We start from the raw sequence: 16,725 nt of genomic DNA on the forward strand, positions 1-16,725 counted from the left end.
GTGGACGTGGTGAGTGAAAACCGGCAGATCGCTGCCCTCATCATCATCACCCTTTTTCTCGGCGTCGCGGCCCTCGGCCTCAGCGCCGCCCTGCCCTTCCTCACCGAGGGCGACCTGGTTGTCGACGATTACCAGGCGGTTCTGTACGAGAACGGGACACTGATCGAACGCTACACCTATGATGTCGGATCCTCGGGCGATTATAGGATGCTCTTCCGCTTCTTCGACGACCGCCTCACCTTTGTCGACACTTCAAGTCCGCATGTGAAGTTCGAAGGGATGACCGCACCCGAAGGGGTGATCGGGTATGCAAAGGACGCTTCAGGCGAAGTCAGGACTGTGCCAGAGGCCAGCGAGGCCGAGACCGAGTTTATCAGGAGCAGGGCCCTTCCCAACGAGGTCGGGCTCTACAACCCGGGATATTTCAATGCCGGGAAGTATACCGTCGAGTACCGCTTCGTCATGCGCCCGCCGGTGGAGTACGATGCCGAGGTGGCCCACGTCAACCTCAAACTTGTCCGTCAGCACATCCCATACCGCCACCTCGCCATCACCCTCCCTGACTGGGAGGGGATCGAGACAGTCTATGCCTATCCACCCGGCCTCACCGTGGAACGGCAGGACGGGACGGTGACGATCACGGGAAGCGCCGCCGAAGACGATCCGGTGGCGGTCGAACTCCTCCTGCCTCTCTCCTATCTGGATCAGACCGGCGGGTTCCCGCACCAGATCGAGGAGGTGAGGCAGAAGACCGAGGACGGTGCCTTCTGGTATAACCTCCCGTACCATGCGGCATCGACCCTCCAGATGCTTGCCGCCCTCCTGGTCCTCCTCCTCCCCTTCGGCCTCCTCCTGCTGTATCGCAGGTATGGCCTTGAGAAGGCCTTCACCGTCCCCGAGTACCTCAGTTTCACGCCCAACACCGCCCTCAAGCCCTGGCAGGTGAACCTCCTCTTCAAAGATGACGTGAACGACTTCGACGAGAACGGGTTCTACGCCACGCTCCTCGACCTCCATAGACAGGGCGCGGTCACCATCAAGGAGAAGGACGATGCAAAAGGGATCACGGTCACAGTCAACCGCAACCATTCCGACGATCCCTACGAACAGCGGGCGCTCAACTACATCTCCAGCGTCGCCGGCAACGGTGTCTTCGACTCCGGGAAACTGGAGAAGATGGCGACACAGGCGGCGGAGGGCAGAACCGACCTGGCCGCGGTGCAGGGCTACCAGCGCAGCCTCCAGGCGCTCTTCAGCGCGGTGGACACGCGTCTCTCCGCCCGGTATGCCGTCGACGGTCGGAAGTTTGTCGCGCCCCTCCTCTTCCCACCTGCGTTCCTCCTCGGCCTCGCGGTCCTGGTCTTCGTGCTCGCTCCGGCCACCGGGGCTGCGACGGTACCGGCGATCGTCCTCTCGATCGCGGGCCTCGTCGAGGTGGCCATCGCCCTCATGATGCCCTCGACCCTCTTTGGCCACTGGAAGGACGACCACTTCAAGGAGAAACTGGAATGGGACAGTTTCTCCAGGTTCCTCTCAGACATGGCACAGATCCAGAAGTATGCCCCAGAAGATCTCTCGATGTGGGGCGAGTGGATGGTCTACGGCACCGCCCTGGGCCTGGGCGACCAGGTCGAGAAGGCGATGGAGAACCTGAACATCTCCTATGCCGAGGTGGGAATGCCGGTCTACTCCCATATGCCCCTGGCCTTCATGCCGATCGCCCACTTCTCCGCGCCCTCCAGCGGCGGCGGTGGCGGTGGGTTCGGTGGAGGCGGCGGCGGATTTGGCGGCGGCGGCGGGTTCGGCGGCGGCGGAGTCGGCGGCCGCTGAACCGGGACTATCACCTTTTTTGTGGTGTAGAAGCGGATATGAACCCTGGACTCAAGCATACGCGATTGGACATTATTCAGAGAACCCCTATCCTCGCGACAGTGGCGGTGAAGATTCTGCGATGAGAGCGGCCGATCTGATCGACGGGCCTTCCCGCACGCTCTCGCCGGGGGCGCTGCCCCCGGGGTTCCTGCCCGATTCAACAGAGCCGATCTTCTTTTTTCCAGGGGGCAGGCCGATCCCGACACCCCGCGGGCGCCAGAGAATTTATGAGGTCACATGGCAGAAGGGGCCTCATGCTCAGGACATGCGTCGTCTATGAGAGCAAATACGGGACAACGGCCGAGGTGGCCAGGGCGTTCGCCCTTGTCCTCGGGCCGTCCAGGATGTGCCGGCCCGAGATGTTCTCAGAGGATCTGAAATCCTCTGACCTCTTCGTGATCGGCACTCCCATCTACAATGGTGAGGTCGCCCCCTCGATCCGGCGGTTTGTCGAGACCAACGCCTCATGGCTGCGGGAAAAACCGGTGGCCCTCTTCTGCACCTGCATCAAACTCCACAAGGGACGGACGTACCTCACAGAACTGCACACCTTTCTCGGGGATGAAGTGCCGGCCGTCGCCTTCGGCGGGAGACTCAGGACCGCCGACCTTGACCGCGACGACAGAAATGCCCTCACCTTTTATGCGAAAAGGACCGGGTTCATCCTGCAGGACCGCGACCTCCTCGATATGAAGGCGGTCGCCGCGTACGCCCTGGCCCTCCGCGAGAGACTGGAGTGCATCGACCTGATGCCTGAAAAAGAACTGAGGGCCAGGGCCGACCGTTTCCTCCGCACCCATTCGGAGTGTGTGCTCGCCACCGGCCACGGAAGAGCGGTGCGGGCCACGCCGGTCGACTACCTCTACGCCGACGGGCGGATCTACATCTACAGCGAGGGCGGGGCGAAGTTCGCCTACCTGGTCCAGAACCCCCGCGCCTCGGTTGCCATCTACGACCACCACACCTCTATGGAGGACGTGCGCGGCATGCAACTCACCGGCGGCGTCGAGGTGCTCAGGCCGGGCGAACCGGGCCATGAGGAGGCGCTCGCCCTCCGCGGTCTCACCGCAGACGAGATCGCCGCCTTCCCGGCAGACCTCAACGTGATCAGGATCACTCCCGACGAGACGGTCTACCTGGACACCTCCCTCAAAAAAGAAGAGTATGCCGTGCGGCAGGTTCTGCGGGACCGGACGTTCAGCCTTTCACCGCGGCAACAAAGGCCCTGACCAGGGCCGGATCCTTCACCCCCGGCTCGATCTCGACACCGGAACAGACATCCACCGCATACGGGCGGACGGCCCTGACGGCGGCGCGCACATTCTCAGGAGTCAGTCCCCCGGCAAGCACCACCGGCACCCTGCTCTCCTCCACAAACGAGCGCGCAGAGGCCGGGTCGAAGAGGTGGCCCCGTCCCATGCTCTCGTCCACAATGTAGGCGTCCGCATGGAGGGGAGGTGCCGGACGTTCCCGGCCGACCACCCTCATCACCGCCGTCCCGCACCCGGTGGGAACCCCATGGGGGTACGAGATCTGGACCGCGGTCGGATGGAGGGCGAGCACCCTCGCAAGATCCTCCGGCGAGGTCGTGTGAGTGACCACCACCCGCGCCGTAAACGGCCCGAGGGCCGAGAAGACCGCCGCCGCCTCGTCAGGACCGATCGACCGGGGGGAGTCGGAGAACATCACCACCCCGACGGCGTCGGCCCCGGCCGCCTCCGCCACCCGTGCATCTTCCGGCCTTGTCACCCCGCAGATCTTCACCCGCACATACCCATGCTCCATGCCGTACTCTCTCACCCTCCTGCCTGATGGAATCTCCGCGTGGCGATGACAGAGAGGCGGAGAGTCCAAAATGCTATAAACCACCCCGCCACCTCACGGGTTGATGACACGGAGGTACTGGGACGAGACGATCGAGACGATGGAACGGGGCGACCTCGACGCCCTCGTCGACGAGCGCATCCGCTACACGGTCAGGTACGCCGCCGAACATTCCCCCTTCTACAAAAAATGGTTTGCAAAAGAGCAGATCGACCCGGCTGCCGTCACCTGCCACGAAGACCTCCTCGACCTTCCGGTCATCTCAGGCCAGGTGATCAGGGAGCACCAGCCCCCGGCCGCCGCCGACTTCGCCTTCCGCTCGGTGGGATGGGAAGAGGTGTTCACCGTGCACGAGACAAGCGGGACGAGCGGCGTGCCCAAGACCTTCTTCCTCATCTGGGAGGACTGGGAACGATATGCCGAGAAGTATGCGCGAGCCTTCACCGCCCAGGGAATCGGCGCGGGCGACCGTCTTGTTCTCTGCACCTCCTATGGGATGAACATCGGGGCGAACACCATGACCCTCGCCGCACGGGACCTGGGGGTCGCCGTCATCCCGGAAGGAAAATGTACCTTCCCGGTCCGGGTGGTGAGGGACTATCACCCCACCGCCATCGTCGGGAGCGTCTTCAAACTCCTCAGGCTTGCCCGGCGGCTCAGGGCAGAGGGGATCGAACCGCAGGACTCAGGGGTGCAAAGACTTGTCATCGGGGGGGAGGGGTTTGCCGCGGAGTCTCGCGCCCACCTGGAGAAGGTCTGGGGCTGCGAGGTCTACAACACCTATGGCTCCACCGAAGGAACGATGTGCGGAGAGTGCCAGGCCAAGAACGGGCTGCACTGTCCCGAAGACCTTGTCCACGTCGACCTGTACGATCCTGCACTCCGGCGTTTCGTCAAAGACGGAGAAGACGGACGCCTTGTCCTCACGACGCTCCTCCCCCCCGGAGGGAAAGCCGGCACCCTCCTTCTCAACTATGACACCGAGGACTGGAGCAGGGTGGTGAGCCGCGGCACCTGCCCGTGCGGCCGCACGCACCTCAAGATCGAACCCCCCTGGCGGGAGACCGAGACGGTCACCGTCGCCGGGTGTGCGATCAACCGGGTCGATATCGAGCGGGCGGTCTTTCAGCCCGAGAACATGGCATACCTGACAGGCGAGTATGAAGCCTTCGTCTACGGTGAAGAGGACGAGACCGTGCTTCGGGTCAGCATGGAGTGTGAAGACCTTGCCACGGCCGACCGGAACACCATCAAAAACCGTTTTCTTGAGACGATCTTCAAAGATAAACCCACACTTGCAGAGGCCTGCGAGGAGAGCAGGTGCAGAGTGCTCTTCCATTTCACCGCGCCGGGCGGGCTCGAACTTGCCTCGGTGAGGGGACGGCCGAAACGTCTGGTGGACCGGAGATGACATTTAAGTCATTTAACACGAGAACAAAGTTAAATAGACAGATTTAATAGTCCTAACGACAAGATGATGAATAACCGGAGTTGTTAAGCGCACCTTTCGGGCACCAACTTCGGGCTCAGTTTCTGGCACCCAACACCCTTTTTTTCGATCCTAAAAGGGGAAAAAGAAGAATTCAGGAACTGCCCAGGACCGGTGTCCCGTCAGCAGTCCAGAGGTTACTACGCGACCAGATGACCTCGCCGCTCTTTACTGCATAGGACTCGAGGAAGAAGAGGTCGATCCCTTCCATCTCAGCAGAGATCTCAACATCCTGCGGAACAACCAGGAGCATCTTCTTGACCGGCGCCTTCTTTGAAAGAAGGCTTTCGGCCGCAGTCCGCATACGAGTTACATCAGCAGACCCGATCAGAGCGGCAATCCTGACGTTCACCGCGATCAGTTCGAGAGAACCGGGGCGGCCCCTCTTCAAAAGGAAGTCTGGCGCGATCCCGTCAACTTCAGAACTGCGCTCGAGTTTCCAGCCGTCTTCACCTCTGTACGCCCTTTTCAGGTCACGTTCTACCGTGTTGTAATACGCCTCTTTACACGCACCCATTGTAAATTCACTCTCATTACCTATTCCGCAAGCAACATTAAAAGCGTTGTTCAATGTACCTGATGGTTCATGAACGGACAACATCGCAAGGACATCAAACCAGGGATTACCGTGGACATTGTCCTTAAAGCAGACCAGAAAACCGGCAAACTTACCCGGGGCATCGTTGCGGCCATCCTCACCAACTCATCCTTCCATCCTCATGGGATCAAAGTCCGCCTCAGGGACGGAAAGGTGGGGAGGGTCCAGGAGATCCTCACATCTTCAGGCGACCAGGAGAGCGACAAAGGGGATGGTCCCAACACAGAAAAGCGTTGAGAGAAAGACCCCTCTCGAAGCGAGTCTCGTATCTGCATGACACTCCTCTGCAAGGATAGCCGCAAAGGCAGCGGCAGGCATCGCCGCCATGATCACCGGCACTCCCAGCAGATAGGGATCATGAACAAAGGGTACGAGGACTGCCCAGACAATGACCGGCATCAGGAGAAGGCGTGCTGCCGTGACCGCATAGACCCGCCACCCTGCAAAGACCTCGGCCGGATCGATCCGTGCCAGCATCGCTCCAACGACAATCATGGAGAGGGGAGTCGTCAGAGAACCAAGAGACTCAAGCGCCCCTGTGATCGGGAGGGGCGGGCGCATTGAGGTGACGAAGAGAATCAGTCCGATGATGACCGAGACGATCCCGGGGTTGAGCAGAATTTTCGGGTCAAGGTGACCCTTCTCCCCTGGAGCACCCCACCTGAGCATGATGATCCCGATGGAGAAGACCAGCAGGTTGAAGGGCAGGTTAAAGACTGCAGTATAGAAGAGAGCCTCTTTGCCGAAGATTGCTTCAATGACCGGGAATCCCATGAACGCCGTGTTCGAGAACATCAGGATGAACCCGTACACCCCGCGGTCGGTCTCAGGCGCCCTGAGAATCCTGGGGAGTTCCCAGGCAACGACCAGAGAGATCGCATAGAAGACAACCGAGATGATAAGCATCTCGCCACATGCCGTCAACCGCTCCGGACTGAACGGAACCATCATCGAGGAGATGATCAGGGCCGGGAGGGTTACCTTCACCAGCAGACTACAGAGGCCGCTGGTTGTCTCATCGTCAAAGACCCCAAGCCACCGGGCCCCGTACCCAGCCAGCACCAGGAGGAAGAGAAGTAAAATCTGGTCAAAGACCGTGACAAAGTCCATAACATAAGCCTCTGTATGGGACATTTATTGAATGCGCCTGCCCAAAATCCTTTAATTCCCGATATATATGGAAAAAGGAGGGTGGAGATCATTGGGTCGGCGGTCTCACACACCAGAGAGGGCATTGTGCAGTGCCTTTATAAATATTCTTTTTTTCTATAAGAATGTTCCTCTGAGAGGGATAGAGTAAAAGAGGATAAATTAACATACGTCATTTATTTGAGAAAATCCATTACCTTAGATGAGTGAGAGCAATGCATCACTTTGAAGACAAAACGGTATTCCAACTCTACCTATCGGCCAAAAATGACACTGAACCGATGGTCAACGATATCCAGCGCGACGCAGTCGACCTTCTTGGCATCATGGCACAGAAAGGCAATGCAGAGGCCTATGACGCCCTCAATGCCCTTGCTGACGCACCGATGATCCACCCGCTCCTCCGGGAGCAGATCCGGCAGACCGCCAGGATCGCGCCGCCGGCTACGAAATAAGTGATCTGCGCCGACAGGCAGACACCACTCAGGACTTTTTTCCGGTGCGGCCCCCCCGCACCGGGTTATACCCCACACGCCGACATTACAGATAGGCTGGTGACCTTCACACAAAAAAAGTTTTGTTGACTCGGTATGAACCTTGGGCTCAAGCATACGCGATTAAGCATTGTTCTGAGTAGCATTTCGAGGTTTGGATGGATCTCTCTCTCCGCAACAGAGCACCCGGGAGGATACGGTTCAATCGCCGCCCCTCGGCGATCCTTTGTCCGTAGGGGATTCTGGAGGGCAAAGCCCCGCGGTGCGAGACGGCAGCGAAGATTTTGCGATGGGGGCGGTCCTTCTGATCGACGTGCCTTCCCACACGCTCGTGCCGGGGGCTCTGCCCCCGGATCTCTGCCGACCCATCAACGGAGAGGCAAGGGTGTGAGCAGCCCCTCATGTTCACTCCTGAAGAGGAATTACTATGAAATACTTTTCATCCGGCATGCTTGAGGCGCGTTTTCGCCCCATGCTCAATTCTACACAGCAAAAAAAGAATTATTCGTGCAGGGAGGCAATCGCCGCATCGACAATCGCACCCAACCCCTCGACGTCCCAGCGCTCGGAACTGAGGACCAGATCATACGCCGAAAGATCCTCGATATCGATATCATAATAGGAGAGGTAACGCCCCCTCTCGCAGGCCTGCCGTTCCTCAGTATGCCTGCGCGCGTCGTCCTCTCCCTCGCCGTCCCGCGATGATATCCTAGTCGTCCGGCACTCCATCGACGCCGACAACCAGATCTTCAGATCAGCATTCGAGACCATCCAGCCCGAAAGCCTCCCCTCGGCCACGATATTGTCCTCGGCCTCGGCCGTTTCTTTCTGGCGTGCATCGATGAGTTTGTCCACCGCAGGGTCGGACTCGGCAAGTTTCCCGAACCTGGCAAGATCCATCCCGCGCTCTTTTGCAAGCGTCCGGAACATCTCACCGGCCGAGATCACCCTGAGCCCGTGCTTTTCAGCGAGGTACCGGGCAAGCGACGTTGTACCACTGCCCGGCGGCCCGCTGATCGTGATCCGCATCTACAGTCCCCCGATATTGAGCGACTTCCTGATCACCTGACTGATCGCAATCGAACAGATCATATACCACAGGATCCAGATCGGGAAGAACCCGAGAACCACATCCATGAAATTCAGCGTCCCCGCATAGGGGAGGGTCATCGTCTGTTCGACACCCGGCAGACGGAAGAGAAGCCAGAAGAAGATCGGCACCGTCAGGAGGAGAATAAACGCCATCGGCTTGAACTGCTGCTTGGAGAGTTCCATCTGCTCCTGCATCATCCGGTCCCTCTTCGCCTCGAGTTTCTTCAGCTTTTTCTCGTCGCCACCGAGTTGAGCCTCACGGAACTCCGTCTGGAACTCCTTCATCCTCCCCTGGACCCGCTGCATCTTCTCATAGTCGATGGTATACTTCTGGATCAGCGAGGAGTACAGACCGGTGACCGCCGAGAGGATCATAATCAGCACAAAGAATGGGATACCATAAACGTCCACGAGGTGCCCGAAGATCAGATCCATTGCACCGCCGACGCTCTCCCTCACCCACGGGATGCCGTACGAGGCCATCAGCACCAGCGTGAGGACGATCAAGATCATGCTGCTACGATCCTTAACTGCCATACCTCACCTCAGGATCTGAGTCATCGCCTCGACCGCATGATCGAGGAGGTAATTCTCGTTCCTGACGATCTGAACCGTGCACCCGGTCATCATTGCATATGCCGCCGCAAAGGCACGGTTGATCCCCTGATGCTCTGCAATGGACCTGCTGCCCTCAGGATCACGGCGACGACTCTCGTCGCCCATCCGGCGCATCAGGATCTGGTCATCGTCAGCCTCGACCAGCACCACCATATCAGGCTGCAACTCGCTGAGCACCCACTCAGGCAGACCGGGCAGATACCCGGCCGGCGTCTTCACCGAAGCATGGGTATCGACGATGATATTTCCTTCCATCTCACCGATTCGCTTTCCGGCGAGCCGCTGGAGTTCTTTCTGGACATTTCTATCAAGGGCCCGCATCTGGTCGCGGTCCTCGACATGCCCCTCCGCCTTTGCGGTCTCGAACATACAGGTGCCAAAATTGATGGCTTTGTAGGGGATCCCCTCCCCTGCAAGCCGTTTCATGGACTCTTCGATCACCGTGGTCTTGCCCACACCAGGCACACCGGTGATCACTACTCTCTTTCCGGTCATTCACTCTCTCCCAAAGAACTGTCGCATGAACGGATACATCTCCATAATCTGTTCGCTTGCCACTTCTTCGTACAGGCGGTAGGTGATACTGACCGTCAGCAACAGTCCGGTACCAGTCACTCCACCTATCACACCAAAGAGGTTTGCAAAGACACTCAACAGACCGATGAGTACCCCACCAATGACCGTGACCCTGGGGATATAACGGTCAAGGTACTTGATCAGCACCTGGGTGTTCCGCCGATATCCAGGGATCTGCATCCCCGACATCTGGATCTGTCTGGCCACATGACTCGAGTCGAGACCGGCCGTCTTCACCCAGAACAGCGCAAAGATCGCACCACCCACAACCATGAACGTGGCATCGATCCCGAGCCTGAGCATGACCTCCCACGGGGCATGCCCGAGATCGTGGACCCACCACATCCAGTCCTGCGGGCTATTGATCGGTGCCAGGAAGTACATCAATCCGTCCACCGGACTCTGGTTTTCAAACCGGCCGAGCACCGTGATCCCGATATTGGAAAGGAACATCCCGAACATCTGAATATTCGCCTGAAGCACCCTCACCAGGATCATCGGCAGGACAGATGCATAGATGAGTTTCACAGGGAAACGTGCCCGTGCCCCCCTGACCCGAGCGTGAGCCAGCGGGATCTCGATCCTCGTCGACTCCACATAGACAACGATCAGGAAGATCGCGATCGTCGTCACAAATGCCAGGAGGTCGGCCCCGAAGTACTGGAGGTAGTTCCCGCCAGAGACGCCAATCGCAAAGATCCTGGGGAAGAAACCCACCGGATAGGGGTCGGCCACTGCTTCCCAGTTCAAGAAGCCGTTGATCAGACTCTGTGAGATTCCGGCGATGATAAAGAGCCCGACACCAGAGCCAAGACCCCACTTCGTGACCACCTCATCCATGAGGAAGATCAGCACTCCGCCGAGACAGATCTGCAGGAAGATCAGGAACGAGACCGCAGCCGCGCTCCCTCCGAAGAGTGCCTGGGCTATCTCCATATCGGGGCGCATAAAGCCACCGAAAAGGTTCGGCGCCGCCTCAAGGACGATCATGACGAAGATCAAGAGCTTCTGGAGCCCCATGTACATGATCTGCCCGCGCGCTTCAGAGGTATCGATCTGGATCAGGTCCGCACCCTTCAGGAGCTGGAGCACGATGGACGCTGTCACGATCGGCCCGATACCCAGGTGCACAATAGACCCGCTCGCACCCGCAAGAAGGGCACGGAAATACAGGAATGTGTCCTGGGAACTGGGGTCGAGCCCGAAGACAGGAATATTGGTCAAGAAGAAGTACAGCAACAGGATTGCAGCGGTCCACACCAACTTGTTTTTGAAGTGGACATGACCCTCCGGAGACTTTACCGCCGGCATCGCCGCCAGCAAAGGCTCCATTCTATCCAGCAGATTCCCCATGTGGTTCCCACCAAAAAATGAGGAGCTCAGTCGGTCAGTGCCTGACCGCCGGCCGCCTCAATCTTATCCTTAGCTTGCGTTGAAAACGCCGCTGCGGTCAGTTTCAAAGCACGGGTGACCTGCCCGCCGCCGAGAAGCTTCTCGACTCCGATCTCAGTGAGATCAAGGGCGATAACGCCCTCTTGTTCCTCGGCGATCCCGATCTGGAGGAGGAAATCGACCATCTGGTCGACATCCCCGACATCCAGCACCGGAACTTTTGTGTTGTTGATGCTGAAGAAACCGTGCTTACCGTTGTGGACCTCACCTGCGAGGAGGAAATGACTCCAGCGGTGGTCACGGTGTCCGGCCCGTCCTCTACCACCGCGGTTACCCGCACCACGGCGGTTTTTGTGAGTCCCACCACCGCAGGTCTTGGAACCGCGGTACTTTGAGCGTGTGTTTGTGGGCATCGCATTCACCTCATCCTGTAGAGGAGGTCATTGATATCCTCCCCATAGTTTCCAAGCGCCCCGCCCTGCTGGAAGGTGCGCTTGATCGTCCGGTACCCCTTACGCGGGGGGTGGAGACGCAGGACCGGCTTCAATTCAGGGATATCCTGCATCGCAACCTCGCCCTTGCAGAGCGCCGCCGCAAACTCCTCGATGTTCCCGTACTGGGAGTGGTCACGGACATACTCGTCGGTGATCTTGATGTTCCCGGCCAGACGGCCGCGGGTTGAGAGGAGCGTCGCAATAGTCCGCTCGTCCACCTCACCATAGGCGACATAGTCCTTGACCTTCCGGATCATCCCCAGATACGCGGGGGTGTCAGGGACCAGGACACAGTGGTTGATATGGTGGAGACGGAGCATCTTGAGCGTGTCCTTGATGTCGCGGCGGGTGTTCACGACGCCACGTACCTGCACGACTGCAAACATTTTACTCTGCCCCTCCAGTCCGGATCATGTTTGTTGCCTTCAGCGCATTGAAGGTCGCCTTGGCATAGTTGATGGTCGTCCGGGTGTTCCCGCTTGAGGAGGCCCAGACATCTCTGACACCCGCGAAGTCGAGCACCTTTCTGCCGACTTCACCGGTGACCAGACCGATCCCCTGCGGTGCCGGCATCAAGGTAACCTTGACACTGCCGGCCTTGCCCTTGACCTGCATCGGGATGGAGTGCCTGGTTCCACACCCACACTCCCAGCTCCCGCAGCCACGGCGTACCTTGATGATGTTGGTCTTTGCGTTATCAATTGCCTTTCGGATTGCGTTTCCGACCTGCGCGTCCTTGGCCTGTCCCAGACCGATGTAACCGTCGTGGTTGCCGACAATAACAACGGCCCTGAACTTGACACGCCTGCCGGAGTCGGTCATCCGCTGGACCATCGAGATGTCGATGACCTCATCGTCCAGGTCGGGGAGGAAGGCATCGACGATCTGAGCCTCCTTAATTGGCTTCCCGCTTTCGAGCACCTCGTCGATGCTCGCGATCTCGCCTGCAGCAACTGCACGGCCGATTCCGGTCAGCGGAACCCAGGGTTCCTGTTCGTACGCCATTTCACTCCAGCTCCTTCATGATGGCCTCTGCCACTTCTTCAACGTTCTCAACGAGGTTACCGGCCCTTTCAGGAGCATATGCCGCAATGACCGAACCGCTGGTCCGCTCGTCGTCCGGGAGAATCTCCTCGCCGTGAGGCACCTCAAGTCCTCCATTGACTGCACCCTTCAGTGCAGCAAAGACCCGGGCACCAGACTGCGCGCGTGCAAGCCCGATGTCAAGGACAGCCTCATCGTAGCCTGCTGCAAGAGCCTTCCTTGCAAAGAGCATCCCGGTCAGGTATGCTGCCGGGGTGCTCGAAGTCGAGCCCTCGTAGCCCAGACCGATCAGTTCCTTGGAGTAGGTCGAGATCAGAGTCTGGTCTCCCTGTTCACCAGGCACCACCAGTTGACAGATGATCTGGCGGTTGGTCTTGCGAACGACCATCCGGGGGGTTTCGGAGAGAAGGAGTTTTGTCCGCGCATAATAATCGGTCCGACCCTCTTTCCTCCTGCGGAATGGAACAAAATACCGTGCTCCAGACGCCATATTTACTCAACCCTCCCTTTGGTAATCATCTCAATGTGGGTTTTCAGATGGGCCCGGCTCCTGAACTGACCACCGGCCGCACGCCGATAAAGACGACGGTAGGTGTGGCGATCAATGGAACCTTCATCCCGCATCTCGCGGAGTGTCCCTCTGATACCCCGAATTCTCTGCATCCACTGGCTCTTCGACGGGTTCCGTGCTCCAGCCGTACCCTTTCTCCGGCCATATCCCTTCTTGTGACCGTAAGAACGCTTGGCAGTCCGGATCCGTGCACGACCGCGGCTGTTACCTTTCGCCACTGCCGTCTTGATCACGCCTTCTCCAACAAGTTCACGGATCTCGGCGCGCGAGATTGCGGCCTCAATGTCAGAGATACGCTCGGGGTCGAACCTGACGCGGTTGACCCCACAGTTGAGTACAGCCGCTGCAAGCCGCTTCTGGGTTGAAAGATTACTCATCTGCTTCAACCTCCTCAACATTCTCTTCGACAGCCTCTTCAACCGGTGCCTGCGAGAGGTCTTTTGCATTCAGCACTTTCAGCCCGGCTTCGAGGGCCTTCTGCTGGATATCAATCCGCTTCTTCTTCCCGACGCCGCTGGCGATCCGCACCGCCTGCTCCTCCGGGTTGAGTCCCTCAAGCTCGGTCGGGTTGTTGACCAGCACCTCGAAGTATCCACTCGGGTGCATGCCGCGCACTGCCACCGGGGCACCGTACCCGGCCTGCGGGTGTGCGCCCTTTGCCTTGTACTGCCTCCGCTGCTTGCTGGTCAGACCGCGGGGTTTCCTCCAGGTGTCCTTCAGTTTCCTTTTTGAATGGAGACACTGGCGCTGGAACTTGCATCCGGTCTTCTGGGACCGGACACGGATTAACCGAATCTTCTCGTCTGCCACGTCCATCACGCCCTCTGCACAATGTAAATTCCGTCCTGGAAGACCCGCGTATCGCGCTTACGGACCTTCGTTGCCCGCTCGATCTTCGCTGCAGTCGCCCCGACACGCTCTTTGTCGATGCCAGTGATGGTCAATTCGTCGTTGCCGATCTTGACCGTAACGCCAGGGAGGACCTTTGCGACCCTCGGCTGCTTCTCCCCAAGGAAGTTGTTGATGGAGAGGAGATCGCCCTGGAGTTTAATCTGGATCGGGAAGTGAGCATAGACGACCTTCATCTGATACTCAAAGCCCTTGGTGACACCCTCGACCATATTCCGGATATGTGAGGCATAGGTGCCGATCATAGCGACAATACGCTTTCTGGTCGATTCAGTGGAGACGACGACTTCACTGTCCTCAAGAACAATGGAGACCCCGGGGTAACGCATGTCACGTGAGATCTCACCCTTCGGACCATTCACCGAAATCGTGAAACCCTCGATCGAGACCGTGACCCCGTCAGGCACCGCTACTCTCTTCTCAGTTGTCATTCTCCTCCACCTCAGTAGACATATCCCAACAGTTCGCCGCCGATACCGTCACGGCGGGCCTGTTCGTGCGACATGACGCCCTTCGAAGTCGAGATCAGGAGGACCCCGAAACCCTTTGCCGGGAGATACCTCGTTTCCCACGATTCCATCTCTTCAAGAGTCGTGGCAAAGCGCGGGGTAATCGCACCGCACTTGTTGATCCGACCAAGAAGCGTGACCTTGAACTGGCCGCCGCGGCCGTCCTCGATGTACTCGAACTCGCCGATGTACCCGCCTTCCTGCATGATCCCGAGCATGGCGCCAAGGAGTTTGCTCGCGGGCTCGACGATAACTGAGGACTTCCCGCCGTCACTGGCGTTCTTGATGGCGCTCATCGCATCTGCAATCGTGTTCAGTCGTGCCATTTCACTCCACCTCAGTTCATCTTCTTAAAGCCCATCTTGGGCGCCCACTCACGGAAGCACTGCCGGCAGAACATGATGTTGTACCTGCGGACAAGGCCCTGTTTCCTGCCACAGATCCGGCACTCATTTGCGCCGCGTCCGAAATTTTTCTTCTGTTCTTTGTCTGCCATCACTGCACCTCCATGCCATACCGCTCGGTCATAAAGGAGACCGCTTCGTCACGGGTGACGCGCTGCTTTGCCGGAAGTTTTCGGCGTGCGATCATCCTGCGTGCGATCCTGACACCATTCTTCTCAAGGATGACATTGACGTCCATCCCGTAGATTCCGATCTGCGGGTCGTAGGACTGACCCGGGAAATCGGTGTGTTCTTCGATACCAAAGGAAAAGTTGCCCTGGTTATCGAAGGCTGAGCTTGAGAGCCGCCTTTCGGCGATGTCGAAAGCGGTCTGGACGAATGTCTCGGCTTTCTTGCCCCGCAGGGTCACCTTGGCACCGATGGGTGCGCCCTTCCTGGTCCCGAAGGCCGGCTGGGTCTTCTTTGCAAAGGCACGCACTGGTTCTGCCCCGGTGATCGCACGGATGATGTTCTCGCCATTGACAAGCCTCTCACCGCTCTCGCCGACGCCCATGTGAACGACGACTTTATCGATGTGAAGTTCCTGCATCGGGTTCGTCATCAGGCCTCAATCCCCCATTCAGCGATCACAGGCGTCTCACGACCGATCATGAAGATATACCCCTCGACCGTCTCGAAAGACTCCTTGTTCTCGTCTTCAAGGAAGACTCTGTTCGGGATGCTGCCAGGGACCGTTCTGATCTCGGTGATCGTGCCGATCTTGCCTGAGTGCTTCCCGCCGATGACCATTGCCGTGTTCCCGACAGCGAAGGGGAAGTGGTCAACGATCTTGAACCGGTCCTCTCCCTCACCGAGAGTGAGGACGATCGAGTCCTTGGGCTTGTAGGTGTTGTCGGCAATGAGGTTGGCGCCGAAGTTGAGGTTCAACTGGACCTTGCCGCCCTTGACAATGGTCTTGTTCCTGATCTTGCACAGCCTGGTGCTGGCGGCCTCGGCATCGATCTCGACCGAGACCAGATGGCCACGCTTGTCCATCAGGAGACGGTAGTGCTTGTCCATCTTCGGGATGGAAATGATGTCGAAGATGCCAAGCCCTATCTTGGGGTCGGTCACCGGCTTGCCGTTGACGATGATATCGCGCTGGTGGAGGATCCGCTTGATCTCCTTCATGTTCCCGGCAAGTTCCATCATGTCCCTGAGCCAGACGGCGACCGGCATTGCAGCCGCGTTGTGCGGGCCAGGGCAGGTCCTGGTGATGAACGTGTTCTCTTTCTTGGCGATCTGCCAGGCCATCGGCGCGGTCAGTCTCTTCAGATGTGACATTTACTTCCTCTCCTCAAGCTTTGCCACCCGGCGCGGGTCTTCGGTCTTGAGTTTGGTGATCATGACATTCGAGGCGTTTACCGGGCGCGGAACTTCGGTTCCGTCGGTCTTGGCCACGGTGACACCGTGCACCTCGATCATGCCTTTCTTCGTGTCCACACTATCGACGACGCCTTCGGTCCCGGCGTGCTCGCCGCGGAGCACCTGCACGGTGTCGCCGCTGACGACACGAGCGCGGCGCCTCTTGTATTCCTCACGGAGATCCTTCGAAAGGGGTGCTGAGAGGAAACGGCTCCGCTGATGCGTGGATGCATTGTAGCGTATCTTACGCTGTTTTCTAGGCTGTTTGCTTGCAATCCTTACCATG

At 58.6% G+C, this 16,725-nt stretch carries 24 protein-coding genes; 5 read left to right on the forward strand and 19 right to left on the reverse strand.

Going from position 1 to position 16,725, the window contains the following annotated elements; all coding sequences use genetic code 11:
- Positions 1–9: 9 nt before the first annotated feature.
- Together RJ40_RS06245 and RJ40_RS06250 are read left to right on the forward strand one after the other, a co-directional pair.
- Entirely contained in the window at positions 10–1,830 is a 1,821-nt protein-coding gene (locus RJ40_RS06245) for a DUF2207 domain-containing protein (RefSeq protein ID WP_265582490.1), read from the forward strand.
- Between the two features lie 296 nt (positions 1,831–2,126).
- Positions 2,127–3,101 (forward strand): flavodoxin domain-containing protein, encoded by a 975-nt coding sequence (locus RJ40_RS06250; protein WP_265582491.1) that lies wholly within the window; start codon positions 2,127–2,129, stop codon positions 3,099–3,101.
- Here the strand turns inward: RJ40_RS06250 and RJ40_RS06255 are convergent.
- On the reverse strand, positions 3,070–3,672 hold the full coding sequence (locus tag RJ40_RS06255; RefSeq protein ID WP_322743901.1) for a phosphoribosylanthranilate isomerase: 603 nt from the start codon (positions 3,670–3,672) through the stop codon (positions 3,070–3,072). The genes RJ40_RS06250 and RJ40_RS06255 overlap by 32 nt on opposite strands.
- Before the next feature lie 88 nt (positions 3,673–3,760).
- Between RJ40_RS06255 and ftsA the strand changes: the two genes are divergently transcribed.
- The gene (ftsA, locus tag RJ40_RS06260) at positions 3,761–5,107 is read left to right on the forward strand and encodes a coenzyme F390 synthetase (RefSeq protein WP_265582492.1); all 1,347 of its coding nucleotides are present in this window, start codon (positions 3,761–3,763) and stop codon (positions 5,105–5,107) included.
- A gap of 172 nt (positions 5,108–5,279) precedes the next feature.
- Here the strand turns inward: ftsA and RJ40_RS06265 are convergent, their stop codons facing one another.
- Positions 5,280–5,702: a hypothetical protein gene (locus RJ40_RS06265; RefSeq protein WP_265582493.1), complete on the reverse strand. Its 423-nt coding sequence runs from the start codon at positions 5,700–5,702 to the stop codon at positions 5,280–5,282.
- 69 nt (positions 5,703–5,771) lie between these two features.
- Here RJ40_RS06265 and RJ40_RS06270 point away from each other — a divergent pair, with 69 nt between their 5' ends.
- A complete protein-coding gene (locus RJ40_RS06270; RefSeq protein ID WP_265582494.1) occupies positions 5,772–6,020 on the forward strand; it encodes a YwbE family protein in 249 nt (82 codons plus the stop codon).
- Here RJ40_RS06270 and RJ40_RS06275 read toward each other — a convergent pair.
- Positions 5,967–6,893 carry an AEC family transporter gene (locus tag RJ40_RS06275; protein WP_265582495.1) on the reverse strand — a complete coding sequence of 309 codons (927 nt, stop codon included), beginning with the start codon at positions 6,891–6,893 and terminating at the stop codon, positions 5,967–5,969. The genes RJ40_RS06270 and RJ40_RS06275 overlap by 54 nt on opposite strands.
- Before the next feature lie 254 nt (positions 6,894–7,147).
- Between RJ40_RS06275 and RJ40_RS06280 the strand changes: the two genes are divergently transcribed.
- Positions 7,148–7,387: a hypothetical protein gene (locus RJ40_RS06280; protein WP_265582496.1), complete on the forward strand. Its 240-nt coding sequence runs from the start codon at positions 7,148–7,150 to the stop codon at positions 7,385–7,387.
- A gap of 540 nt (positions 7,388–7,927) precedes the next feature.
- On the opposite strand, the gene cmk is transcribed toward RJ40_RS06280, so the two are convergent.
- Genes cmk through rplX form a run of 16 tightly spaced genes read right to left on the reverse strand, consistent with a single transcriptional unit; the run spans position 7,928 to position 16,724 of the window.
- Entirely contained in the window at positions 7,928–8,455 is a 528-nt protein-coding gene (gene cmk / locus RJ40_RS06285) for a (d)CMP kinase (RefSeq protein ID WP_265582497.1), read from the reverse strand.
- The gene (locus tag RJ40_RS06290; protein WP_265582498.1) at positions 8,456–9,055 is read right to left on the reverse strand and encodes a DUF106 domain-containing protein; all 600 of its coding nucleotides are present in this window, start codon (positions 9,053–9,055) and stop codon (positions 8,456–8,458) included.
- A gap of 3 nt (positions 9,056–9,058) precedes the next feature.
- Positions 9,059–9,631 (reverse strand): adenylate kinase, encoded by a 573-nt coding sequence (locus tag RJ40_RS06295; RefSeq protein WP_265582499.1) that lies wholly within the window; start codon positions 9,629–9,631, stop codon positions 9,059–9,061.
- Positions 9,632–11,065 carry a preprotein translocase subunit SecY gene (gene secY / locus RJ40_RS06300; RefSeq protein WP_265582500.1) on the reverse strand — a complete coding sequence of 478 codons (1,434 nt, stop codon included), beginning with the start codon at positions 11,063–11,065 and terminating at the stop codon, positions 9,632–9,634. It lies immediately after the preceding gene.
- A 26-nt stretch (positions 11,066–11,091) separates the two neighbouring features.
- Positions 11,092–11,517 (reverse strand): uL15m family ribosomal protein, encoded by a 426-nt coding sequence (locus tag RJ40_RS06305; RefSeq protein WP_265582501.1) that lies wholly within the window; start codon positions 11,515–11,517, stop codon positions 11,092–11,094.
- A 5-nt stretch (positions 11,518–11,522) separates the two neighbouring features.
- Positions 11,523–11,984 (reverse strand): 50S ribosomal protein L30, encoded by a 462-nt coding sequence (locus RJ40_RS06310; RefSeq protein ID WP_265582502.1) that lies wholly within the window; start codon positions 11,982–11,984, stop codon positions 11,523–11,525.
- Between the two features lies 1 nt (position 11,985).
- Positions 11,986–12,603, reverse strand: a complete 618-nt coding sequence (locus RJ40_RS06315) for a 30S ribosomal protein S5 (protein WP_265582503.1) — start codon at positions 12,601–12,603, stop codon at positions 11,986–11,988.
- Position 12,604: 1 nt separating this feature from the next.
- Positions 12,605–13,132, reverse strand: coding sequence for a 50S ribosomal protein L18 (locus RJ40_RS06320; RefSeq protein WP_265582504.1), 528 nt, complete (start codon positions 13,130–13,132; stop codon positions 12,605–12,607).
- A 2-nt stretch (positions 13,133–13,134) separates the two neighbouring features.
- Positions 13,135–13,590, reverse strand: a complete 456-nt coding sequence (locus RJ40_RS06325) for a 50S ribosomal protein L19e (protein ID WP_265582505.1) — start codon at positions 13,588–13,590, stop codon at positions 13,135–13,137.
- Positions 13,583–14,029 carry a 50S ribosomal protein L32e gene (locus tag RJ40_RS06330; RefSeq protein ID WP_322743902.1) on the reverse strand — a complete coding sequence of 149 codons (447 nt, stop codon included), beginning with the start codon at positions 14,027–14,029 and terminating at the stop codon, positions 13,583–13,585. The genes RJ40_RS06325 and RJ40_RS06330 overlap by 8 nt, the downstream gene beginning before the upstream one ends.
- Entirely contained in the window at positions 14,029–14,553 is a 525-nt protein-coding gene (locus RJ40_RS06335; protein ID WP_265582506.1) for a 50S ribosomal protein L6, read from the reverse strand. The genes RJ40_RS06330 and RJ40_RS06335 overlap by 1 nt, the downstream gene beginning before the upstream one ends.
- A gap of 11 nt (positions 14,554–14,564) precedes the next feature.
- Complete coding sequence (locus RJ40_RS06340; RefSeq protein ID WP_265582507.1) at positions 14,565–14,957, reverse strand: 30S ribosomal protein S8; 393 nt, start codon at positions 14,955–14,957, stop codon at positions 14,565–14,567.
- Positions 14,958–14,968: 11 nt separating this feature from the next.
- Positions 14,969–15,127 (reverse strand): 30S ribosomal protein S14, encoded by a 159-nt coding sequence (locus tag RJ40_RS06345; RefSeq protein WP_265582508.1) that lies wholly within the window; start codon positions 15,125–15,127, stop codon positions 14,969–14,971.
- Positions 15,127–15,636, reverse strand: a complete 510-nt coding sequence (locus RJ40_RS06350) for a 50S ribosomal protein L5 (RefSeq protein WP_265582509.1) — start codon at positions 15,634–15,636, stop codon at positions 15,127–15,129. The genes RJ40_RS06345 and RJ40_RS06350 overlap by 1 nt, the downstream gene beginning before the upstream one ends.
- Positions 15,636–16,358, reverse strand: coding sequence for a 30S ribosomal protein S4e (locus tag RJ40_RS06355; protein ID WP_265582510.1), 723 nt, complete (start codon positions 16,356–16,358; stop codon positions 15,636–15,638). Before RJ40_RS06355 ends, RJ40_RS06350 begins: the two co-directional genes overlap by 1 nt.
- Positions 16,359–16,724: a 50S ribosomal protein L24 gene (gene rplX, locus RJ40_RS06360; protein WP_265582511.1), complete on the reverse strand. Its 366-nt coding sequence runs from the start codon at positions 16,722–16,724 to the stop codon at positions 16,359–16,361. It lies immediately after the preceding gene.
- Between the last annotated feature and the right edge of the window lies 1 nt (position 16,725).

This window comes from Methanofollis aquaemaris, assembly GCF_017357525.1.
GTDB lineage: Archaea > Halobacteriota > Methanomicrobia > Methanomicrobiales > Methanofollaceae > Methanofollis > Methanofollis aquaemaris.